Raw genomic sequence first — 22645 nt, forward strand, 5'->3', positions numbered from 1 at the left:
TTCCCTTTACCTTTGCATTAACCAAATGGTTAAACAACTTAGTTAAACGATGCAAACGACCAATACCACCGAACAGCAGATCATTGAAGCGGCCAGGAAAATATTCATGCAGCGTGGCCTGAGCGGGGCGCGTATGCAGGATATCGCGGATGCGGCGGGTATCAACAAAGCCATGCTGCATTATTATTACCGCAGTAAAGACAAACTTTTCGAGATCGTGTTCGCCGAAGCCGTGCAGGCGCTGCTGGGCCGCGTGAATGCCATTTTCGCCGGGGATATGCCCTGGAAGGAGAAGATCGTTGCGGCGATAGACAACTACATCACTTCCATCAGCGAAAACCCTTACCTGCCGCTGTTTGTGCTGCATGAGATCAATCAGAACCCGGACCGGTTGGTGAGCCAGTTTCTCCACGGCCCGCTGTTCCCCAACCTTCGTGCATTTATGGCGGAACTGGCTGAAGAGGCCGCCAAAGGGAACATCCGCAAGGTAGACCCGCTGCAGCTCATGATCAGCATCATCTCGATGTGCGTTTTCCCGTTTGCCGCCAAGCCCTTGCTCACAGGCGTTTTCCAGATGGATGCGAATGCCTTCGGCAAGTTCATCGAAGAAAGAAAAAAATTCGTCGGCAGCTTCGTGCTCAACGCGCTGGAGCCCTGATATTTTTTTGCCGTGGAATTAACCAAATAGTTAAATAAAAGAGTTAGTTATGAGATCGTTCCTTTCGCTGCTGTTGTACCTGGCCTGCCTGCAGACCGCCATCGCACAGCAGCCCCTTACGCTCGATTCCGCCTGGGAAGCCGCCCGCCGCCATTATCCGCTGCTCAAACAGCAGGAGGTGACGGACCAGGTGACCGCCCTTCAGCTCCGCAACATCCGCACCAGCTACCTGCCGCAGGTGGAGCTGAACGGTAAAGCCACTTACCAGTCCGAGGTGGTGAGCATCCCCATCAAACTTCCCAACGTAAACATCCCCACGCTGCCCAAAGACCAATACAACGCCACGGTAGACGTAAAGCAGACGATCTACGACGGCGGCGCCGCCGCGGGCCAGCGCGATCTGCAATTGGCGCAGCAGCAGGCGGACAAACAAAAAGTGGAGGTGGAAATGTACAAGCTCCGCCAGCAGGTGATGCAGGTTTTTTTTAACGCCCTGATCTGGAACGAGCATATCAGCGCACGCAAACAGATGATCGAAGAAGTGAAACAACGTATGGAACGCGTACAGGCCGGGGTAGACAATGGCACGGTGCTCGCCAGCCAGGTAGACATTCTCAAAGCGGAACTGCTCAAAGCCGGCCAGCAGCTGGAAGAAGCGACCAACGGCAAAAATACCGCCATCGGCCTTTTAGCCCTGCTAACTGGAATGGATACACGCGAAATAGGGGAGCTGCAAATGCCGGCGGCCGCCACCGCGCTCGATCAAAACATCCGCCGGCCGGAACTGGAACTGTACCGCATGCAGACCGACGTGCTCCGGCAGCAATCGAAACTTACGGGAACAAAAAGTCTTCCCAAGATCAGCGCTTTTGCACAGGGCGGCTACGGAAGGCCGGGCCTCAATGTGCTGGACAATAAATTCGATTTCTATTACATCGGCGGCCTGCGCCTGCAATGGACGCTCTGGAACTGGCGCTACACCCGCACGGAGCGCGACATTCTCAGGGTGCAGGAACAGTCGCTGCAATCGCAGTCCGAGACGTTTACCCTGCAAACCAGGTCGCAGCTGATCCAGCAATCGGGCGAGATCAGCACGCTGGCTTCCGCCATGGAAAAGGATAAAGACATCGTGGCGCTGCGCACGAAAGTAAAAGATGTATCCGCCGCCCAGGTAGACAACGGGGTGCTGACCGTGCACGATTACCTCAGCGACCTCTTTGCCGAAACGCAGGCGGTGATCACGCAAAAGACGCATGAGATCCAGTGGGTGTATGCAACCATTCATTACCAGGTTATTAAAGGATATTAAACATGAAAACGAGCATGATAAACAACCTATTCACGGCTATCGCCATTACGCTTTGTTTTTCCGCCTGTTCCGGCAGCGACGATGCGGCGGACGCTTACGGGAATTTTGAATCCACCGAAGTGATCGTATCCGCGGAAGCCACCGGCCGCCTGCTGAGCTTCGACGTGGAAGAAGGCGCCGTGCTGGCCGCCAACACGCCCGTGGGCGGCATCGATTCCGTTCAGCTGAAACTCCGCAAAGACCAGCTGGGCGCGAACATCAAAGCCGTGCTCAGCAAAACGCCGGACGTTTCGCCCCAGCTGGCCGTGATCCGCCAGCAGATCGCCACGCAGCAGCGTGAAAAAACGCGCATCGAAGACCTGCTCAAAGCCAATGCCGCCACGCCCAAACAGCTGGACGACATCAACGCGGCCATCGCGGTGCTGGAGAAACAGTATGCGTCCACCGCATCGTCGCTCCACACGCAGGTAAGCGGCATATCCAGCGAAACGCAGCCGTTGCAGGTACAGGTGGAACAAGTGAAGGAACAGCTGGCGCAATCGCGCGTGGTGAACCCCGTGAACGGCACCGTGCTGGTGAAATACGTTGAAAAAGGGGAAGTGGTGACGTACGGCAAACCGCTTTACAAGATCGCGGACCTGCAAACCATGTACCTGCGCGCATACATCAGCGAAAACCAGCTTTCCCGCGTAAAGACCGGTCAGCAGGTGAACGTGCAGCTCGATCAGCCGGACGGCTCGCTCAAAACGCTGCCCGGCACCATCAGCTGGATCGCTTCGGAAGCGGAGTTTACGCCTAAAACCATCCAGACGCGCGAAGAAAGGGTGAACCTCGTGTATGCCCTGAAAGTACGCGTACAGAACGACGGCAGCCTGAAGATCGGCATGCCGGGAGAAATGAGGATTGTTACAAAATAACCGTTATGCAGCCCATCATTGTTGAAAATATCCACAAAAGTTTCGGGGACGTAAAAGCCCTGCACGACATTTCCTTCACCATCGGCGAAGGCGAGCTGTTCGGCCTGATCGGCCCTGACGGCGCGGGAAAAAGCACGCTCTTCCGTATACTCGCCACTTTGCTGCTGGCCGATGAGGGAAATGCGAAAGTGAACGGGAGGGACGTGGTGAAGGAATACCGTACCATCCGCCGCGAGGTGGGTTATATGCCCGGCAGGTTTTCGCTTTACCAGGACCTTACCATCGAAGAGAACCTCAATTTTTTCGCCACCATTTTCAACACCACGGTGGAGGAGAATTACGAGCTGATCAAAGAGATTTACGAACAGATCGCACCGTTTGCCAAACGCCCTGCGGGCAAACTTTCCGGCGGCATGAAACAAAAACTCGCCCTTTGCTGCGCGCTGGTGCACAAACCCAAAGTGCTTTTTCTCGACGAGCCCACCACGGGCGTAGACCCGGTATCGAGAAAAGAATTCTGGGACATGCTGCAGCGCCTCAAAACAAAAGGCATTCCGATCCTTGTATCCACCCCTTACATGGACGAAGCCGTGCTCTGCGACCGGGTGGCGCTGATCCAGAAGGGCGCCATCATGCAGATCAATACGCCGGCCAATATCGTGGCGGGTTTCGGGATGCCGGTATGGGCCATGAAAGCGAAGAACATATACCGTCTTATCCACGACCTGCGCGCATTTAAAGGAGTGCTGAGCTGTTATGCCTTCGGCGAATACCTGCACGTAACGTTAGATACGGAGCTGGACGACGTAAAGGCATACCTCGCGCCGCTGGGGCACGAAGCGCTGGAAATAAAGCCCGCAGCGCCCGGAATTGAAGACGCATTTATGCAGCTGATGCAGGAACAAAACGAACTGACATGAACAACAACGCGATCGTTACCAAAGACCTGACCAAACGTTTCGGAGATTTTACCGCCACCAACGCCATCACCTTCGAAGTGGGGCAGGGGGAGATCTTCGGTTTTCTCGGGGCGAACGGCGCCGGCAAAACCACGGCCATGCGTATGTTGTGCGGCCTGCTGAAACCCAGCAGCGGAGAGGCAAAAGTGGCAGGCTACGATATCTACACGCAAACGGAGCAGATCAAAAAACGGATCGGGTATATGAGCCAGAAGTTTTCGTTGTACGAAGACCTGACGGTGAAAGAGAACATCCGTTTTTATGGCGGCATTTACGGTCTTTCCAACCGGCAAATCAAAGAAAAAACACGGCAGCTGCTCGCGCGGCTGCAGCTGGAAAAGGAAGCAGGCCATCTCGTAAGCTCCCTGCCGCTGGGCTGGAAACAAAAATTGTCCTTCTCCATCGCCGTGCTGCACGACCCTTCCATCGTATTCCTCGACGAGCCTACCGGCGGCGTGGACCCCATCACCCGCCGCCAGTTCTGGGACCTGATCTACGAATCGGCGGACAAGGGCGTGACCATTTTCGTAACCACGCACTACATGGACGAAGCCGAGTATTGCAACCGCATCTCGATCATGGTAGATGGGAAGATCAAAGCGCTGGACACGCCTTCCGGACTGAAAAAACAATACAACGCCGGTTCGATGAACGACGTTTTCCTGCAGCTCGCAAGGGCCAAATCTTAAAAAAATACTTGCACGGATGAAACAGTTTTTTGTATTCGTCAGAAAGGAATGTTATCATATTTTTCGCGATAAACGTACGCTGCTGATCCTTTTCGGCATGCCGCTGGTGCTGATCGTGCTGTTCGGTTTCGCCATCACCAACGAGATCCATCACGTGCAAATCGCCGTGCTCGATCAAAGCCGCGACAGCTACAGCCAGCGCCTGGTGCAGAAAATGACGGCTTCGCGGTATTTCACCGTCAACCGTTACCTGTCCGGCGAAAAAGACATTGAGCCGGCGTTCAGGCAGGGTGATGTGAAGATGGTGATGGTGATACCCAACCGGTTCGCGCACGACTTTTTCCATGAAAAAAAGGCCGCCATACAGCTGCTGACAGACGCCAGCGACCCGAACACCGCCACTACGCTCATCAATTACGCCAATTCGATGATCATGCAGTACCAGCAGGAACTGACGGGTGAACTGAAGCTGCCGCTCACCATTTCGGGGGAAGTGCAGATGGTGTACAATCCTTCGCTCAAAGGCGTGTTCCTGTTCGTTCCGGGGGTGATGACGCTGATCCTCATGCTCGTGTCTGCCATGATGACCTCTATCACCATCACCCGCGAAAAGGAGCTGGGCACGATGGAAATATTGCTGGTGTCGCCGCTGAAACCGGTGATGATCATCGCCGGGAAAGTGATCCCCTACATCGTGCTGTCGTTCCTGATTGCGCTGATCATTCTCGCGATGGGCGCCTGGGTATTTGCGATGCCGGTGAAAGGCAGCCTGCTGCTGCTTTTGCTGGAATGTATCCTGTTCGGTCTTACGGCGCTTTCGCTGGGCATACTGATCTCAAGCGTCACCAATTCGCAGCAAACCGCCATGATGATCTCGCTGATGGGGCTGATGCTGCCTACCATTTTGCTTTCCGGTTTTGTGTTCCCGCTGGAGAGCATGCCGAAGGCTTTGCAGGTGGTGGCCAATGCGATCCCGGCGAAATGGTTCAATATCATTTTGAAAGACGTGATGCTGAAAGGCATGGGGCTGCGGCAGGTTTGGATGCCGACGCTTATTCTTTGCGGCATGACGGTCTTTTTCCTGGCAGTAAGTATCCGCAAATTTAAAATCCGATTAAGCTGATGCGTACCATCTTCTTCCTGTTACAAAAAGAATTTCTGCAGATATTCCGCAACCGGTCTATGCTGCCGATCATTTTCCTGGTGCCGGTGGTGCAGTTGCTGGTGCTCGCTTTCGCGGCGAATTACGAAATAAAGAACCTCAGCATCGACGTGGTGGACCAGGACGGTGGCGCATGGAGCCGGCAGCTGCGCGACAAGCTCACCGCTTCGGGATATTTTTCATTGTACAAACAACCGGCCAGCACCGAAGCGGCGTTCGAAGACCTGGAATCGGGCGGGGCGGACCTGGTTCTTGTCATTCCGCGCCACTTCGAGCGCGACCTGGTGCGGCACAACGAAGTGAAAGTGCAGCTGCTCGTCAATGCCATCAACGGCAGCAAAGCAGGACTGGCAGCGGGTTATGCCGGAAATATCATCGGGGATTTTAACCGCCGCGTCAGGCTGGAATGGCTTGCGCTGGACGAAGACGACGCGCCTTCGCATTTTGATGTCAGTTACCGTTACTGGTACAATCCGGATATGAATTATAAATTTTTTATGGTGCCGGGCATACTCGTGGTGCTGGTCACCATGATCGGCGCGTTCCTCAGCGGGATGAACATCGTTAAGGAAAAGGAGATCGGCACGATAGAACAGCTGAATGTAACGCCTATCAAAAAGATACATTTTATCACCGGCAAGCTGCTCCCGTTCTGGATCATCGCGCTGTTTGAGCTGGCATTTGGGCTGACGGTGGGGAAACTCGTGTTTGACCTGCCGATGGTGGGCAATATCGGTTGGGTGTTTTTGTTTGCGGCGGCATACCTGCTGGTGATGCTGGGGCTTGGCCTGCTGATCTCCACCATTACGGAAACGCAGCAGCAGAGCATGTTCATCACCTGGTTTTTCCTTATCATTTTTATTCTTATGAGCGGGTTGTTCACGCCGATCGAAAGCATGCCGGTGTGGGCGCAGAAGATCACGTTATTTAATCCCGTGGCTTATTTCGTGAAGGTGATCAGGATGGTGATGCTGAAGGGCAGCGGCTGGGGAGATATCAGTTATTACCTGGGGGTGATGTTGCTTTTTGCCGTTGCATTAAATGGAATTGCGGTATGGAATTACCGGAAGACAGTATAACAAACAGTTGTAGGTAAACAGGTGCCGGGGTATTCGTGCCCCGGCTTTTTTTATCCCGTTACCCCATTTGTCCCGCCAGTTTGCCGATCAGCTTCAGCCCGTCTTCCACCTGTTTGTTCCAGGGATTGGCGTAACTGATGCGCAGGCAGTTGTTGTAACGGTCCTGCAGCGAAAAGATGCGGCCCGGTGCGAATACAACCTTGCGGCGCAGCGCCTGCTCATATAATTCTATCGTATTGACGGACTGGTTCAGCTCCAGCCAGAGCACATAACCGCCCTGCGGGCGCGATACGCAGGTGTCTTCCGGGAAATAATCCGCGATGGCCTGCTGGTAACGCAGGCATTGTGTATGCAGCATTTTACGCAGGTTGCGCATATGGTGCTCGTACCGCCCGTTTTCCAGGAAATGCGCGATGGCGGCCTGCGGCAGCGTGGCGCTGGATACGCTGTGGTTGAGCTTGAGGCGCAGCACGCGGTCTTTGTATTTGCCGGGTATCGTCCAGCCGACGCGGTAGCCGGGGGCGAGGGATTTGGAAAAGGAATTGCACAGCAGCACGTTGCCGTTGCGGTCGTATTGTTTGCAGCTGGAAGGGCGCAGCTTACCGAAATATATATCGGCGTAAATATCGTCTTCTATCAGCGGAATGTCGTATTTATTGACGATCCTCACCAGCTCGCGTTTGTTTTTGTCCGGCATGCAGGACCCGATAGGGTTGCTGAAATTGGTGACGAATACGCAGGCTTTGATCTTAAATTTGGGAATGGCTTTATCAAGATATTCGAGATCGACCCCGCTAACGGGATTGGTGGGCACTTCCAGCACTTTCAGGCCGAGGCTTTCGGCCAGCTGGAAGGTGCCGCTATAGGCGGGGCTTTCCAGCGCGATCACATCACCGGGCTGGGTGGTGGCGGAAAGGCAGAGGGTGAGCGCGTCCATGCAGCCGGTGGTGGTCACGATGTCGTGCTCGGTAATGCTGCCGCCCCATTGCAGGCTTTGCCGGGCGATCTGCCGCCGCAGGTCGAGATTGCCCTGGATGTTTTCGTAATTGAGACCGCCGCCGGTGATGCGCATGGCCGCCAGCATGCTTTTGCTGAGTTTGGCGGAAGGCAGCAGGGCCGCGGTGGGCGCGGCTACGGAGAAACGAAGGAGATCTTCCGCCGCATGGTGGCTGAACACTTCGGTGATCATCTCGTTGACGTTCACTTCAGTGGCCTTTTTGACCGGCCTGCTGATGCTGGGCATCTCCGGCAGCCTGCGCGGGCTGAAACATACGTAATAACCCGATTTAGGCCGTGGCTCGATGAATCCCTTGCTTTCCAGGTGATAATATGCCTGGAACACCGTGCTCATGCTGATGCCCTGCTCTTTGCTGAGCGAACGGACGGAAGGCAGCTTGTCGCCAATACGGATCACTTCTTTTTCAATCATCGCCTGGATGCGGTCTGCCACCTGCATGTATAATGTTTCCATGGTGCGCGGTTTGTACTGATATGGTCAAATTTACGAAAATGGAATCTGTTTCTTTTATATTTTATATTTTCATATCCCCGTTTTCAACAACAAAAAGGAAACCATGAACAATTTACCTTACAGCGTGGCCCAGCGTTTACAGTCGCAACACCTTTCCATGGCGGAGATGATGGGCGCCGTGCCCGATGAAAAACTGCAGGCGGAGATAATTACCGGCAAATGGTCTGCGCTGGACAATGCGGCCCACCTCGCCGTGTTCCAGGATATTTTTAAAGGCCGCATCGAACGCGTGCTGGAAGAGGACGAACCGCTGTTCCCGCCGTACAAGTGGGAAGAAGACCCGCTGTTTGCGGAATACCGCAAACTGCCGGTGAAAGAGCTGATCGCGGTGTATAACGATGGCCGGGCGGACTTCACCCGTTTTGCGAACACCATCGCGCCCGAATCGTTCGGCCGTTACGGCAGGCATTCGGTATATGGCCGTTTTTCCGTGGCGGAGCTTGTTGAAATGATGATATTGCATGAAAGTCATCACCTGTTCATCATCTTCAAACTGCTGCGCGTTACGCCGAAATGATCATTCTTCCCATTACCGACCCGTCGCATTTCAGTTTTGCGGAATGCCTGCTGTTCCTCAACCGCAGCGACCGCGAATGCCTGCATGCCGTGCGGAACAGCGCGGTGTACAAGCTTTTCGCGCCGGAAGGCAGCCCCGTGCTGGTACGTATCCGCGAAGAAGCCGGCAAACCCTTCCTGGTGGCGGACATCTTGCATGGACGATTGAGCGCGGAAGGTGAAAAAAACATTCGTAATTTCATCACCCGATGGCTCCATCTCGACGGTGATATGGGGCCGTTCTATGACTTTTCCGCGAAAGACGCCCTGCTGGGCCCGCTAGTGCGTGATTACAACGGCCTCCGCCTGATCGGCATACCCGATCTGTTCGAGGCCGTTACCTGGACGATCACGGGGCAGCAGATCAACCTCGGTTTCGCCTACACGCTGAAACAAAGGCTGATACAGGCTTTCGGGTATGTGCTGGAAGAAGGCGGGCATACGTATCACCTTTACCCGCATCCCGCCGTGATAGCGGTTTTGCAACCGGAAGCGCTCACCGTTATGCAGTTTTCGCGGAGCAAGGCCGAAGCGCTCATCCGCGTGGCGAAACTGATGGCGGCGGGGGAGCTGAACGAAGAAAAGATCGCGGCGCAAAGTTTTGAAGAAGCGAAAAATACGCTTACCGCCATCAAAGGCATCGGGCCGTGGAGCGCCAACTATGTGCTGATGAAATTCGCGCAGCACCCGCAGGCGCTGCCGCTGGAAGACGCTGGGCTTCACAACGCGCTGAAAGCCCGGCTGAACATGCCCGCCAAGCCCACGCTGGCCGAAGTAAAACAAATTACCCGACACTGGCAACAACATGCTGCATATGCAACCTTCTATTGCTGGCGAGCGCTCTCCAACGGATGAGCAGCTGATCTATATAGGCAGTCCCCTCGGCCGCATCGCCATCCGCGGCAACGCCGATTTTATTACGGCCGTATTATTCGCGGACGGCGAACAGGAAGATGTTGTAACACCTAACGCGTCGCCGCTGTTATACACGGCAGCACAGCAGCTGGAAGAATATTTCACCAAACAGCGCAAGATGTTCGACCTGCCGCTACAGCAGCCCGGAACGGCCTTTCAGCAGCTGGTTTGGCGCAACCTGCTCACCATTCCTTTCGGTGAAACCATTACCTATCTCGCCCTGGCCAAACGCGTGGGAAATGTAAAAAGCATCCGCGCGGTAGGCACCACTAACGGTAAAAACGCCCTCTCCATTATCGTGCCCTGCCACCGTGTAATCGGCAGCAATGGCGTGCTTACGGGATACGCGGGCGGGCTTTGGCGCAAACAATGGCTGCTCGACCATGAAAAAGGCGGGCTGCTTTTTTGAATGACGAACCGCATTCGTCATGGATCATTATTTTTGATCACCCCATCTGATATGGTCAAAATTTACAAAACTGTATCTGTTTTTTATTGGGGATTTGTCTGAATTTTGGGTCGTCAATTCACAACCTCGAAACGCCGTATCATGAATGCAACATTCCGCGAGGATCTCTTACAGTTGAACGACCTTTTGCAACAGACAGCCAACTACGCAGGAGACTTTCTCAGCCGCATACACGAGCTGCCCGTAAGCAGGCAGCTGCCCGCCTTTTCGCCTTCCGTTTTGCCGGAAAAGGGAATGGGAGCGGCGGCGGCCATGGAATTGTTCGATAACCGTTTCGGCGACCATCTGACGGCCAATGCGGGGCCGCGTTATTTCGGTTTTGTGACGGGTGGCGTTACGCCCGCGGCGCTGGCCGGCGATTGGCTGGCCGGTACGGTGGACATGAACCCCGGCGACAGGGCAGACGTGTCTTTCCAGGTAGAAACGGAAACCCTCGGTTTGCTCCGCCAGCTTTTTTCGCTGCCGGAAACATTTCTCGGCTGCTTCGTAAGCGGCGCCACCATGAGCAATTTCACGGGGCTTGCCACGGCCAGGCAATGGCTGGGGCGGCAACAGGGCGTGAACGTGGCGGAACAGGGCGCGGGAGCGGTCAAAGACATTAAAATACTCGCGGCAACGCCGCATTCCAGCATCGGCAAGGCATTGTCCATGCTCGGGCTGGGCCGCAACTCGCTCGTGCTGCTGCCAACGCTGCCCGGCAGGGAAGCGGTGGACATCGACGCACTCAAAGCCTGGATCGGCGAACATCCCGGTCAGCCTTTCATCTACAGTGCCAGCGCGGGCACCGTAAATACGGTGGACTTCGACGATATCGCGGCGCTGGCGGCCCTCAAAAAAGAACATAACTTCTGGTTGCACGTAGATGCGGCCTTTGGCGGTTTCGCCGCGGTAAGCCCGCGTTACAGGTATTTGCTCAATGGGTGGGAACATGCGGACAGCATCACGATTGACGCGCATAAATGGCTGAACGTGCCTTACGATTCCGCGATGATATTCACACGCCATCCGCAATTGCAGCTGGAGGTGTTTCAGAATGCGGGCGCCGCTTATCTCGGCGATCCGTCCGCAAATTTCAACTTTATCAACTATGCACCGGAAAACAGCCGGCGCCTGCGCTCGCTGCCCGCGTGGTTTTCGCTGAAAGCATACGGCGCTGAAGGTTACCGCGACCTGGTGGAGCAAAACATCCGCCTGGCGCAGCAGCTCGGCGAGGCCCTTTCGCGAAGCGGGCGTTTTAAACTGCTGGCGCCGGTGAGAATGTGCGTGGTGTGTTTTACGCTGGAAACCGAAGAACGGAACCGGGGCAATCATGTGACGCTGTTCCTGCAAAAGCTCGTCAAGCGCGGGGTGGTGAACATGACACCCACCACGTACAAAGGCGTACCGGCCATACGTGCGGCGCTGGTGAACTGGCGCACCACCGAACAGGACATCGATAAAGTCATTACAGAACTGGAAACCGTGGCAGCAGACATTTCCGACCTGTCTGCCATTATTGAAAATAATTGATTTAGAGGTTGATATTAGTAGCGGCGATGGGTCTCTACCCATTGCACGTTTTTCTATTCATTAACACACACGGATTATGCAATACGACCTGACAGAGCTTGTTTCCTTCACGGAAATGAAAGCGCAGTACCACCTGTTACAGCAATTGAACCCACGGCTTCTGCAAGACGAATACGAAACCATGCTGCCCGATATGATCCGCAACGGCTACCGGCAGGTAGTGGTGCGGGAAAACGGCCGCGTGATCGCCATGAGCGGATTCTGGATCAATACCAAGCTGTATTGCGGGAAATACATCGAGATGGACAACGTAGTGACCGGCGTGGCGCACCGGGGCAAAGGCATCGGCAGCCTGCTCTGCGACTGGATCACACAAAAAGGCCGCTCCGAAGGCTGCAGACACATCCTGCTCGACGCCTACGTGAACAACCGCGATGCGCACCGTTTTTATTTCAGGGAAGGGTTTTTTATCGAAGGTTTTCACATGAACAAAAAGATCGCGGAATAAACGAACGGAACCCATGAAAAAACAACATACAAATGCCTACCTGGCATTGGTGATCGTGAGCATATTCTGGGGCACCACTTACCTGGCCGCCCGGATAGGCGTGCAGCACATGCACGGCATGATGCTGGCGGGGCTGCGGCAAACCAGCGCAGGGCTGATACTCACCGCATTTTTCCTGCTGAAAGGATATAAACTGCCCGAAATGCCGGTGCTGAGCAGGCTTTTCGTGATCGGCGTGATCATGCTTTGCGGCAGCAACGGGCTTATGACCTGGGCCATGCAATACATTCCCAGCGGGCTGGGCGCCATCATTGCGGCAACGGTGCCGATCTGGGTCACCATCTTCAGTTTTTTCCTCGTGCAGCGCACGAAAATCTCCTGGCAGCTGGTAGCCGGCATGCTCATCGGTTTGCTCGGCATCGGCGGTATTTTTTACGACAACCTTGCGCACCTGATGGAGCCGGAATACCGCTTCGGCGTATTGCTTATCACCGCGGCCTGCGTGTTCTGGGCGCTGGGCTCCGTGCTTACGGCCAAGTGGGCGCTGGGGATCAATTACCTTTATGGCGCGGGATACCAGATGTTGTTCAGCGGCATCGTGATGCTGGTGATCTCCGCGCTGATGGGGCAGCACCTGAACTTTGGCAGTTTTACGGGCGAACTGTGGGGGAGCCTGCTGTACCTGGTGTTCATCGGTTCGCTGCTGAGTTATTCCGCGTATGTGTTCGCGCTCAACAACCTGCCGCCCTCGCTGGTGTCCGTTTACGCGTACATCAATCCTGTGGTGGCCGTGCTGCTGGGCTGGCTGATACTGAGCGAAAAACTTAACTGGACGATGGGCGTGAGCTGCATGGTGACGTTGCTGGGCGTGTACATCGTCAATAAAGCATTTAACAAGCAAAAGAGTTATGAACGCAGTTAACAACGCGCGGGTGCTGTGCTGGAATGCCGCGTACCGGGAAGACTTCGGGCGGCTCAATAAAGCCTGGATCGAAAAGTTTTTCACGCTGGAGCCTTTTGATATCGAATTGCTGGAAAAACCGGCGGAAAAGATCATCGCGCGGGGCGGCGATATTATATTCGTGGCCGTGGGGAAACAGATAGCCGGTACGGTGGCTTATCTTCCGCTGGACGAAGAAACCGTGGAAATGACAAAAATGGCCGTGGACGAAACATTCCAGGGCCAGCGGCTGGGATGGTTGCTCGGGAAAGCCATCATCGAAAGGGCCGCAGGGGCGGGTTTTAAAAAGATGGTGCTGTTTTCCAACCGCGTGCTGGAACCGGCCATCAACATGTACCACAAGCTGGGTTTCGTGGAAACGGAGCTGGACCCGGGGAGATACAAACGCAGCAATATCAAAATGACGATGGACCTGCAGGAACCGCCACTGGCAGGCCTCGGCCGGAGCCTGGCCGATACCGTGCACGCCACGGAGGAGAGATTGCTGCGATTTACAGACGAAGAAGCCGGCCGGCGCCCCTCCGCGGACAAATGGAGCCGTAAGGAAGTGCTCGGCCACCTGATCGATTCGGCGATGAACAATTATCCGCGCTTTATTCGCAGTCAGCAGGCTGAATACCTGGACACGCCCGGTTACAACCAGGATTTCTGGGTAGACGTGCGGCGTTACCAGGAAGAAGACTGGCGGGAGCTGGTGCAGATCTGGAAAATGCTGAACCTGCACATCGCGCGGGTGCTGCCGCTGCTCCCGGAAGAAACGCTGGGGCATATCCTGGCCATTGGCCCGAATGCGCCGGTAACACTGCGTTACGTTGCGGATGATTATCTTCGTCACCTTAAACATCACCTTACACAAATATTTCCCGTACATGCGAATTATTAAAGCCACAACAGACCATTTGCCGCAGCTGGCGGTACTTTTCGACCTCTACCGCCAGCATTACGAGCAGCAGCCCGACGTTGCCGGGGCCGAAAGTTACCTCATGGAACGGCTGGTGCGGAACGAAAGCGTGATCTATGTGGCGGAAGAGGGAGGGGAGCTGATCGGTTTTACACAGCTGTATCCCGTGTTTTCTTCTATCGGCATGAAAAAGGCCTGGATATTGAACGACCTGTACGTATCTGAGCAGCACCGCCGCAAAGGAGCGGCCCGCGGCCTGCTGAGCGCGTCGCGCGAACTGGGAGAGGCTACGGACGCGCGTTACCTCATGCTGCAAACGCACACCACCAACGAAAAGGCGCGTGCGTTGTATGAATCCAATGGCTGGAAACGTGACGACGAATTTTATTACTACTATCTCTCCATTTAACCATTAGCTATACATGTAACCCTGGAAGGGGCGCGTTTGCGCCCTTTTTTGCGCGGAGTGTTTTGCTGAACAGCCCGATTTCTTCGGCAAAGCGCTTGTGGCGGCAAAATAATTCATGCTGCCGGTTGCTTTCTGCGGCATTGCGCATGTGTGCACAAAGCGCTTTCCGGAACCGCTGTTTTGTATTTTCTTTGCTGCATGGAAACGCAACAGAACCCATGGCAGATACTGGAATCGACGGTCCCCTACGATAACCGCTGGATAAGGCTTACAGAACACCAGGTGATCAATCCCGCCGGAGGGCGCGGCATTTACGGCATCGTGCATTTCAAGAACCTGGCGATCGGCGTGGTGGCGCTGGATGAGGAGCAGAACATCTACCTGGTGGGGCAATACCGGCTGGCCATCGATGCTTTCAGCTGGGAAATCCCTGAAGGCGGCGGCCCGCTGGGCACGGACCCGCTGGAATCCGCCAAACGCGAGCTGCTGGAAGAGACCGGTCTTACCGCCAGCCGATGGGAGCCCATCATACATATGCACCTCAGCAATTCCGTGAGCGACGAGGCCGGGATCGTATACCTGGCGCGGGGCCTGCGGCAGGGTGAAGCGGAACCCGAGGAAACGGAGCAGCTGTTTTTGCAGAAAATTCCCTTCATGGAAGCATATCAAATGGTGAAGGACCACCGCATCACCGATTCCCTTTCCCTGGCCGCGATCCAAAAGATCAGGCTGATGATGCTGGAAGGGGAGCTTTGATGCGTTATCTTTGCCGCGATGAACAACAGATTTAAACCGTCGCCGCCCAAACCGAAGCAGTCCAGCCTGATCATAGGCCGGCAGCCGATACTGGAAGCCATGAAGGCCGGGAAGGCCATTGAGCGTATATTCCTCCTGAAGAGCGCCACCGGCGACATTATTCCCCAGCTGCGCCAGCTGGCCACCGAACAGCGCATCCCCGTGAACCTGGTGCCCATGGAGAAGCTCAACAGCCTCACACAGGCCAACCACCAGGGCGTAATAGCCATCACGGCCAAAGTGGCCTACCTGGACCTGCAGGACGTGATCTCCCACGTGGTAGACAAAGGCGAAACCCCGCTGTTCCTCATCCTCGACGGCATCACCGACGTGCGCAACATTGGCGCTATCGCCCGCAGCGCGGTTTGCTGCGGCGCGCAGGCCATCATCATCCCGGACAAAGGGATCGCCGCCCTCAACGAAGAAGCCATCAAATCCTCCGCCGGCGCTCTTGAAAAGATCGCCATCTGCCGCGTGAACAGCCTGCTGAAGGCCATCGACACCCTGCACCTCAACGGCATCAAAATAATGGCGAGTGAAATGGAAGCGCCCAAACAATTGTTCGACCTTCCCTGGCTGGAACCGGTGGCGGTGATCATGGGCTCGGAAGACAAAGGCGTATATCCCGCCCTGCTGAAAGCGGCGGACGAGCAGTTTCACATCCCGATGCAGAACAGTTTCGAATCGTTTAACGTAAGCGTGGCGGCCGGCATTATTTTGTACGAAGCGATGAAGCAGCGGATGAAGGCGGGGGCGTGATTTTTCCTTATTTTAGCTTATGCTCAAATTCATTGAATGCCCGCGCGACGCCATGCAGGGCTGGCCGCGCCAGATACCGGCGAATGAAAAGATCGGCTACCTGAATGCCCTGCTGGACGTAGGTTTCGATACGCTCGACTTCGGCAGTTTCGTTTCCGCTAAAGCCGTTCCGCAAATGGCCGATACGGCCGAAGTGATGAAAGGGCTCAAACCTTCTTCCACCAAGCTGCTCGCCATTGTCGCAAATGTGCGCGGGGCGGAGGAAGCTGTTGGGTATGATGCAATTTCTTATCTCGGATTCCCCTTTTCCATTGCAGAGACCTTCCAGCTGCGGAATACCAACAAAACCATCGCCGAAGCGATGGAGCAGGTACAGGCCATTCAGGAACTGTGCCTCAAAAACAACAAACAGCTGGTGATCTATATTTCCATGGGCTTCGGCAACCCGTATGGCGATCCCTACAGCACCGATACCGTGCTGCACTGGGCCGGCAATTTCGCCGAGCTCAACATCCCCGTCATATCGCTGGCCGATACGGTGGGCGTGGCCGAGCCGGAGGGCATCGCAAAGCTGTTCTCGCATCTCGTTCCCGCATATCCTGACATCGAATTCGGCGCGCATTTTCACTCCACCCCGCAACTGTGGAAAGAAAAGATCGCCGCGGCCTACGATAACGGCTGCCGGCGGTTCGACAGCGCCATCCGCGGCATCGGCGGCTGCCCTTTCGCGCAGGACGACCTCGTGGGCAACATCGCGACGGAAAACCTCGTGCATTTCTGCAACGACCGTAAACTGCCCGTTCCGCTGAATCTTGAGCGTTTTGCGGCGGCAGGGGCTTTGGCGGATAAAGTTTTCAATCATTAGAATCCCTGCCGGATTTAATACTTTTGCAGCATGAACTTCCGCCTGACCTTCCCGGTAGCTCCGCTGGAGCCTTCGCTGCAATATTCAGACAAAATACTGCTTTCCGGCTCCTGCTTCGCCGAAGAAATAGGCGCGCGCCTGCTGCAGCATAAATTCAACGCGCAGGTCAATCCCAACGGCATCCTGTTCAATCCCCTCAGTATCGCGCAAAGCATGCAGGCATACCTGGACGGGCGGCGTTATACCGATACCGACCTGTTCCTGCATGAAGATATCTGGCACAGCTGGGACCATCATTCCCGCTACTCCGGCACCCAACAGCAGGAGGTGCTCGATCAGATCAATCACTCGCAGGCGGAAGCGTCGCGCAGGCTGAAAGAGGCGGACTGGCTGATGATCACGCTGGGCTCTGCATATGTGTATGTGCTGAAGGAAAACAGCCGCATCGTGAGCAATTGTCATAAAGTGCCCGAAGCGGCCTTTTACAAAAGACTGCTCTCGGCAGACGAGATCATTGCCGCGCTGGACAACATGATGCACCGCCTTTTCTTTTCCAATTCCAAAATAAATATCCTTTTCACCGTAAGCCCCGTGCGGTATGCGAGAGACGGTGTGGTGGAGAACAATCTCAGCAAGGCGGTGCTGCTGCAGGCCGTGCATCACCTGGTGAACAAGTTCAGCCGCCTGCATTATTTCCCGGCTTATGAACTGGTGATAGACGATCTGCGCGATTATCGTTTTTTTAAGGAAGATCTCGTGCACCCCAACGAACTGGCCATTCAATACGTATGGGAACATTTTACGAACGCGTGTATGACGCCCGCCACGCAACAGCTTGAAAAACAGGTGTCTGACCTGTTGCGCGCACGCCAGCACCGGCCGTTTAACGCAGACAGTCCGCAGCACCGCCAGTTCCTCGACGCCTACGCCGTCAAAACCCAGGCGCTGCAGGCACAGCATCCTTATCTCGATCTTTCTGAAGAACTGGATTATTTCAGAAGCTGATCTTCCGGTTTTATACGGATGGAACCCAGCGGGTGTTTGGGTTCGTGATCGTGCTGTTGTTGTCTGCCAGGAAAGAATAGGGGGATGGAAAAGATATTGAACCGTTGGATGTTTTATTAAAAAATAAAGACCGGCCTCCTGCGGCCGGTCTTTTTCTTCATGAACACAATTGTAGGTATAAAAAGTAATACAGGACGAGTTTATACTTCCGGTTCTTCCGCATACCCGTCTTTTGTTTTCTTTTCCTTGATAAACACCATGCCGATCACCATACAGATAACGGCGACGGTCACAGGATAGAAAAGGCCCGCGAGGTGATTGCCCGTGCGCTGCACCATCAAGGTAGCGATGGCGGGCAGCAGGCCGCCGAACACGCCGTTGCCGATGTGGTAAGGCAGGCTCATGGAGGTGTAACGGATGCGCGTGGGGAACAGTTCCACCAGGAAGGCCGCGATGGGGCCGTAGACCATGGTTACGAATATTACCTGGATAAACACGAGGAAGATCAGCCAGACCATGGACGCGTTGCCCACTTTGATCTCCTTATGCTGCGTGGTTTTACCCGCTTTGGTGGTGGTTACGTCGCGCACGACGGTACTGTCGGAATAGGTGCGCACTTTGGCGGAGCGTTCCGTCATTTTCCCGTCTTCGTCCGGCACCACGGAGCCTTCCACGCGGTACATGGAGGATATTTCCTGTTTGGAGGAGAGATCCACTGTTTTGTCCATCGCGTTATAAATGGGGAAGTAGCTGATGGCGGCCACGAACATCCCGATCATCATGATCTTTTTGCGGCCTATCCTGTCAGACAATCCGCCGAAATAAATAAAGAACGGCGTGCCGAACAGCAGTGCCACGGCGATGATGATGTTGGACTGCACGAACTCGATCTTCATCGTGTTCTGCAGGAAAGACAGCGCGTAGAACTGCCCGGTGTACCACACCACGCCCTGGCCCATGGCCGCGCCGAAGAGCGCCAGCAGCACGAGTTTCAGGTTTTCTTTATTGCCGAAGCTCTCCTTGAGCGGGTTCTTCGAGGTTTTGCCTTCCGATTTGAGTTTGCTGAACAGCGGGGATTCGTGCAGTTTGATGCGGATGTAATAACTCATCATCACCAGGAACACGCTCAGCCAGAAAGGAATGCGCCAGCCCCATTCGTTGAATTTCTCCGGCGTCATGGAAAGGCGGGTGGCAAGAATTACGCCCAGCGAAACGAACAGGCCAAGCGTAGCCGTGGTTTGGATAAAGCTGGTATAATACCCCCTGCGGTTGGCCGGCGCGTGCTCTGCAACGTAAGTGGCCGCGCCGCCGTATTCCCCGCCCAGGGCCAGCCCCTGCGCAAGGCGCAGTATCAATACGAGAATAGGGGCGAATATGCCGATGGAAGCATAACTGGGAATGAGGCCGATAGCGAACGTAGAGCCGCCCATGATCAGCAGCGTAAGCAGGAAGGTGTATTTCCTGCCCACCATATCGCCGAGACGGCCAAACACGATGGCGCCGAAAGGGCGAACGATAAAACCGACGGCAAACGTGGCCAGGGTGGCGATGTATCCGAGGGTGGGATTGGAATCCGGGAAAAATTTTTCGGCCAGTATCAATGAAAGGCTGCCGAAGATGTAAAAGTCGTACCATTCTATCAGGGTTCCGGCAGACGAGGCGAATATCACCTGCCAGATACTCTGCTTTGCAGACGTTGAGCTCATAATGTGAAATTGTTATCCGGAAAAGATAGAGAATAACTTTAATAAATAAAACAAGTTTCCGTTCCCGACAGCATTTGAATAGCAGAAACCTTTATCTTTATTTAAACACCAGAGGACGGTTAACCAATGTGGCGGATCATTTTAATCTTACTATTTGCGGGGCTGCATCCCTATATAACCCTCGCCCAGCGCCCGGGCGTAGGGCTTACCCTGAGCGGCGGCGGCGCCAAGGGGCTGGCCCATATCGGCATCCTGCAGGCGATAGACAGCGCGGGGCTGAAGATCGATTACATCACCGGTACCAGCATGGGCAGCATCGTGGGCGGGCTTTACGCCATTGGCTATTCGGGCGATTCCATCGAGGCGATGGCCCGCAAGCTGAACTGGAACGAACTTTTCTCCAACCAGCCCGTGCTGGACGATATCAGTTACGAAGAAAAGGCGGAGTATAACCGCTACATGATAGAGATCCCTTTCGAGTACGGTAAGCCCAAACTCACGTCCGGCGTGATTTCCGGGGAGCAGCTGTGGCTGGAGCTGGCCCGGATGTGCTGGCCGGTGCGGGATGTGAAAGATTTTTCCAAATTCAGCATTCCTTTCAAATGTATCGCCACGGATGTGGCCACGGGCGAGATCGTAACGCTGGACGGCGGGGAGCTTGTGTCGTGTATGCGTGCCAGTATGGCCATTCCTTCCGTGTTCACCGCCGTGAAGATCGGCAGCCGCAAACTGGTAGACGGCGGCGTGGTGCGTAATTTTCCCACCATTACCGCCCGCGACATGGGGGCGAAGATCATCATCGGCAGCAATGTGAGCGGCGGCCTCCGCCCGGCGGAAGAGCTGGTAACGCCCATCGACATCCTGTACCAGCTGGGATTTTATAAAGACGCGCAGGATTTTGTCAAAGCCCGCAAGATCACCGACGTATACATTCATCATGAACTGAAAGGTTACGGCGCCGCCAGTTTCGGCAGCGTCGATTCCATCCTGGAAGAAGGCAAAAGGAAAGGCCGGGAACTGTACCCCGTTTTTAAACATCTGGCCGATTCGCTGAACGCCCTGTATCCCGAAGCGCCGCCGGTGGCAGACCGCCTGCCGCAGGTGCCTGATATCGAAATTGTAGATGTGAAAGTGAAAGGCCTGCTGCATTCCGACGAAAAATTCTTCCGCGGCAGGCTGGGGCTGCAGCCGGGCGGCTGTTATTCGCCTGACAAGATCCGAGAGGCCATCCTGAACGTGTACGGCACGCGGTTCTACAAACAGATCACCTATCACATGAACCCGCTGGGTTACGGCCGGAGCGAACTGGAGATAGACGTGGAGGAAACCCCGCTCACTTATGTGAAACTGGGCCTGCACTACAACACATTTACCAACGTAAGCGCGATCGTCAATATCACGCAAAGGAACTTCATAGTGCCCAACAGCCGCGCGTTCGTGACCGTGGCCATCAGCGAAAACCCGCGGCTGCGCGCGGAATATTTCAAGTACCTCGGCCGCAAACGCAACGTGGGCTTTGGTTTGGGCGCCTATTACGAGAACGATCCGCTGAACTATTACGACAATTTCAAAAAGATCCAGGAGTACCGCAGCAAATACGCCAACGTAGACGTGCATATGCAGTTCATGCTCAACCGCGTGATGGCGCTGGGCGTGGGCACGCGCTGGGAATACATCCGCGTGAAGCCTAAACTTTCGCCCTACGTGGAGCTGGACGGCAACAACAAACAATACCAGTCGTTTTTCTACTACGGCCTCAACACCGTCGACCGCAAGCTGTACCCCACGCGGGGGGCGCAAATCCAGCTGGAAGGCGGGGTGGTGTACGGGCAGAACCCGGATATCAGGCTGCGGGAGATGGGGGAAGACCTGCCGCTGGACAGCCTGGGCTATAACTTCAACGATTACCAGCGCCTCACGCTGAAAATGAACTATTATTTCCCGCTCAGCCGCAAATCCACCCTTAACCTCAACGGCTACGCGGGTTTTAACTTCAACTACGATCTTGAGCTGCTGAACGATTTTATGATCGGCGGGGTAACTGATTTCAGCCGCAACCAGATACCTTTTGCAGGGCTGTACGACGGGGAGATCAACACCTCCAGCGTGGCGGCCATCCAGCTGGGCTGGCAGTACGAGCTGCTGCGTAACGTATTCGTGATCCCGCGCGCGAACGCGGCCGTGTATGATCTCAACGGCAAGGCAAGCCCGAAATACCAGTATGTAACGGGGTATGGCATCACGGCGGGTTTCGCGTCGCGGTTAGGCCCCATGGAAGCCACGATCATGTACAGCGACCAGGCCCGATACCTGAAAGGTTATGTGAACCTCGGTTTCCATTTCTAGTGCATGCGGTCGCCGCGCACGGGCAGCTTTTGGATCATATCCGCTTCGAATTTCAGCCATTCGGCCCAGCGTGTTTTCACTTTTTCTTCGGGGAGATATTCGTTCGCCAGATCGATAAATAGACGGTAATGCCCGGCTTCGGAAACCATGAAACGGCGGTAGAACTCGCGGAGGTATTCATCTTCCAGCCCTTCGCTCAGCAGCCTGAAACGCTCGCAGCTGCGCGCTTCGATCAGCGCGAATATCAGCAGCCGGTCCAGCAGCACGTCTGCCGGCGCGCCGCCTTTTTGCTGGAAATCCATGAGATTGTTCACGTATTCGTCTTTCCGCTGTTTGCCCAGCACAAAGCCGCGTTTTTTCATTTCGGCGAGCACCTGTCGGAAGTGGCCCCATTCTTCGGTAACGATGGGCGCAAGCTCGTCTACCAACTTTTGTTTGTCCGGGTATCGCTGTATGAGCGAGATGCAGGAAGTGGCAGCTTTTTGTTCGCAGAAAGCGTGATCGGTGAGCACTTCTTCCAGCGAAATAGCCGCCAGGTTCACCCAGCGCGGGTCCGTGGGTAACTTCAGGCCGAGTATCGAAACTTTACTGCTCATACGGTGTTGATATTGAAACGCGAAGTTACAGAGAAGATACTT

At 55.0% G+C, this 22645-nt stretch carries 23 protein-coding genes; 20 read left to right on the plus strand and 3 right to left on the minus strand.

Going from position 1 to position 22645, the window contains the following annotated elements:
- Nucleotides 1-49: 49 nt before the first annotated feature.
- From J7I43_RS05085 to J7I43_RS05115, 7 genes are read left to right on the plus strand one after another with little or no spacing between them, the layout of a single operon-like run.
- The gene (locus J7I43_RS05085; protein ID WP_209143901.1) at nucleotides 50-658 is read left to right on the plus strand and encodes a TetR/AcrR family transcriptional regulator; all 609 of its coding nucleotides are present in this window, start codon (nucleotides 50-52) and stop codon (nucleotides 656-658) included.
- A 49-nt stretch (nucleotides 659-707) separates the two neighbouring features.
- Complete coding sequence (locus tag J7I43_RS05090; protein WP_209143903.1) at nucleotides 708-1967, plus strand: TolC family protein; 1260 nt, start codon at nucleotides 708-710, stop codon at nucleotides 1965-1967.
- A gap of 14 nt (nucleotides 1968-1981) precedes the next feature.
- On the plus strand, nucleotides 1982-2884 hold the full coding sequence (locus J7I43_RS05095; RefSeq protein ID WP_209143905.1) for an HlyD family secretion protein: 903 nt from the start codon (nucleotides 1982-1984) through the stop codon (nucleotides 2882-2884).
- A 5-nt stretch (nucleotides 2885-2889) separates the two neighbouring features.
- Nucleotides 2890-3804, plus strand: coding sequence for an ABC transporter ATP-binding protein (locus J7I43_RS05100; RefSeq protein WP_209143907.1), 915 nt, complete (start codon nucleotides 2890-2892; stop codon nucleotides 3802-3804).
- Complete coding sequence (locus J7I43_RS05105) at nucleotides 3801-4532, plus strand: ABC transporter ATP-binding protein (protein WP_209143909.1); 732 nt, start codon at nucleotides 3801-3803, stop codon at nucleotides 4530-4532. The genes J7I43_RS05100 and J7I43_RS05105 overlap by 4 nt, the downstream gene beginning before the upstream one ends.
- A 16-nt stretch (nucleotides 4533-4548) precedes the next feature.
- The gene (locus tag J7I43_RS05110; protein ID WP_209143910.1) at nucleotides 4549-5655 is read left to right on the plus strand and encodes an ABC transporter permease; all 1107 of its coding nucleotides are present in this window, start codon (nucleotides 4549-4551) and stop codon (nucleotides 5653-5655) included.
- Nucleotides 5655-6773, plus strand: coding sequence for an ABC transporter permease (locus J7I43_RS05115; protein ID WP_209143912.1), 1119 nt, complete (start codon nucleotides 5655-5657; stop codon nucleotides 6771-6773). The genes J7I43_RS05110 and J7I43_RS05115 overlap by 1 nt, the downstream gene beginning before the upstream one ends.
- A gap of 58 nt (nucleotides 6774-6831) precedes the next feature.
- Here the strand turns inward: J7I43_RS05115 and J7I43_RS05120 are convergent, their stop codons facing one another.
- Nucleotides 6832-8244 (minus strand): aminotransferase-like domain-containing protein, encoded by a 1413-nt coding sequence (locus J7I43_RS05120; protein WP_209143914.1) that lies wholly within the window; start codon nucleotides 8242-8244, stop codon nucleotides 6832-6834.
- A gap of 103 nt (nucleotides 8245-8347) precedes the next feature.
- Here J7I43_RS05120 and J7I43_RS05125 point away from each other — a divergent pair, with 103 nt between their 5' ends.
- From J7I43_RS05125 to J7I43_RS05180, 12 genes are all read left to right on the plus strand, one after another.
- Nucleotides 8348-8821 (plus strand): DinB family protein, encoded by a 474-nt coding sequence (locus tag J7I43_RS05125; protein ID WP_209143916.1) that lies wholly within the window; start codon nucleotides 8348-8350, stop codon nucleotides 8819-8821.
- On the plus strand, nucleotides 8818-9714 hold the full coding sequence (locus tag J7I43_RS05130) for a DNA-3-methyladenine glycosylase family protein (protein ID WP_209143918.1): 897 nt from the start codon (nucleotides 8818-8820) through the stop codon (nucleotides 9712-9714). Before J7I43_RS05125 ends, J7I43_RS05130 begins: the two co-directional genes overlap by 4 nt.
- Nucleotides 9674-10183, plus strand: a complete 510-nt coding sequence (locus tag J7I43_RS05135) for a methylated-DNA--[protein]-cysteine S-methyltransferase (protein ID WP_209143920.1) — start codon at nucleotides 9674-9676, stop codon at nucleotides 10181-10183. The genes J7I43_RS05130 and J7I43_RS05135 overlap by 41 nt, the downstream gene beginning before the upstream one ends.
- Before the next feature lie 141 nt (nucleotides 10184-10324).
- On the plus strand, nucleotides 10325-11752 hold the full coding sequence (locus J7I43_RS05140) for a pyridoxal phosphate-dependent decarboxylase family protein (RefSeq protein ID WP_209143922.1): 1428 nt from the start codon (nucleotides 10325-10327) through the stop codon (nucleotides 11750-11752).
- A gap of 76 nt (nucleotides 11753-11828) precedes the next feature.
- Entirely contained in the window at nucleotides 11829-12260 is a 432-nt protein-coding gene (locus tag J7I43_RS05145) for a GNAT family N-acetyltransferase (RefSeq protein WP_209143924.1), read from the plus strand.
- 13 nt (nucleotides 12261-12273) lie between these two features.
- Complete coding sequence (locus J7I43_RS05150) at nucleotides 12274-13182, plus strand: EamA family transporter (RefSeq protein ID WP_209143925.1); 909 nt, start codon at nucleotides 12274-12276, stop codon at nucleotides 13180-13182.
- On the plus strand, nucleotides 13169-14104 hold the full coding sequence (locus tag J7I43_RS05155; RefSeq protein ID WP_209143927.1) for a GNAT family N-acetyltransferase: 936 nt from the start codon (nucleotides 13169-13171) through the stop codon (nucleotides 14102-14104). The genes J7I43_RS05150 and J7I43_RS05155 overlap by 14 nt, the downstream gene beginning before the upstream one ends.
- The gene (locus tag J7I43_RS05160) at nucleotides 14091-14531 is read left to right on the plus strand and encodes a GNAT family N-acetyltransferase (protein ID WP_209143929.1); all 441 of its coding nucleotides are present in this window, start codon (nucleotides 14091-14093) and stop codon (nucleotides 14529-14531) included. Before J7I43_RS05155 ends, J7I43_RS05160 begins: the two co-directional genes overlap by 14 nt.
- Before the next feature lie 198 nt (nucleotides 14532-14729).
- Nucleotides 14730-15287, plus strand: coding sequence for an NUDIX domain-containing protein (locus J7I43_RS05165; protein ID WP_209143931.1), 558 nt, complete (start codon nucleotides 14730-14732; stop codon nucleotides 15285-15287).
- Between the two features lie 18 nt (nucleotides 15288-15305).
- Nucleotides 15306-16085, plus strand: coding sequence for a 23S rRNA (guanosine(2251)-2'-O)-methyltransferase RlmB (gene rlmB, locus J7I43_RS05170; RefSeq protein ID WP_209143933.1), 780 nt, complete (start codon nucleotides 15306-15308; stop codon nucleotides 16083-16085).
- A gap of 19 nt (nucleotides 16086-16104) precedes the next feature.
- Complete coding sequence (locus J7I43_RS05175) at nucleotides 16105-16950, plus strand: hydroxymethylglutaryl-CoA lyase (protein ID WP_209143935.1); 846 nt, start codon at nucleotides 16105-16107, stop codon at nucleotides 16948-16950.
- Nucleotides 16951-16980: 30 nt separating this feature from the next.
- On the plus strand, nucleotides 16981-17955 hold the full coding sequence (locus tag J7I43_RS05180; protein ID WP_209143937.1) for a GSCFA domain-containing protein: 975 nt from the start codon (nucleotides 16981-16983) through the stop codon (nucleotides 17953-17955).
- Between the two features lie 200 nt (nucleotides 17956-18155).
- Here the strand turns inward: J7I43_RS05180 and J7I43_RS05185 are convergent, their stop codons facing one another.
- Nucleotides 18156-19661, minus strand: a complete 1506-nt coding sequence (locus J7I43_RS05185) for an MFS transporter (RefSeq protein WP_209143939.1) — start codon at nucleotides 19659-19661, stop codon at nucleotides 18156-18158.
- 126 nt (nucleotides 19662-19787) lie between these two features.
- On the opposite strand from J7I43_RS05185, the gene J7I43_RS05190 reads away from it, so the two are divergent.
- A complete protein-coding gene (locus J7I43_RS05190; protein WP_209143941.1) occupies nucleotides 19788-22007 on the plus strand; it encodes a patatin-like phospholipase family protein in 2220 nt (739 codons plus the stop codon).
- On the opposite strand, the gene miaE is transcribed toward J7I43_RS05190, so the two are convergent.
- Nucleotides 22004-22603, minus strand: coding sequence for a tRNA-(ms[2]io[6]A)-hydroxylase (gene miaE, locus J7I43_RS05195; RefSeq protein WP_209143943.1), 600 nt, complete (start codon nucleotides 22601-22603; stop codon nucleotides 22004-22006). The two genes, J7I43_RS05190 and miaE, sit on opposite strands and share 4 nt — an antisense overlap.
- Nucleotides 22604-22645 lie beyond the last annotated feature (42 nt).

Origin of the sequence: Chitinophaga chungangae (assembly GCF_017742215.1) — a bacterium.
Lineage (GTDB): Bacteria > Bacteroidota > Bacteroidia > Chitinophagales > Chitinophagaceae > Chitinophaga > Chitinophaga chungangae.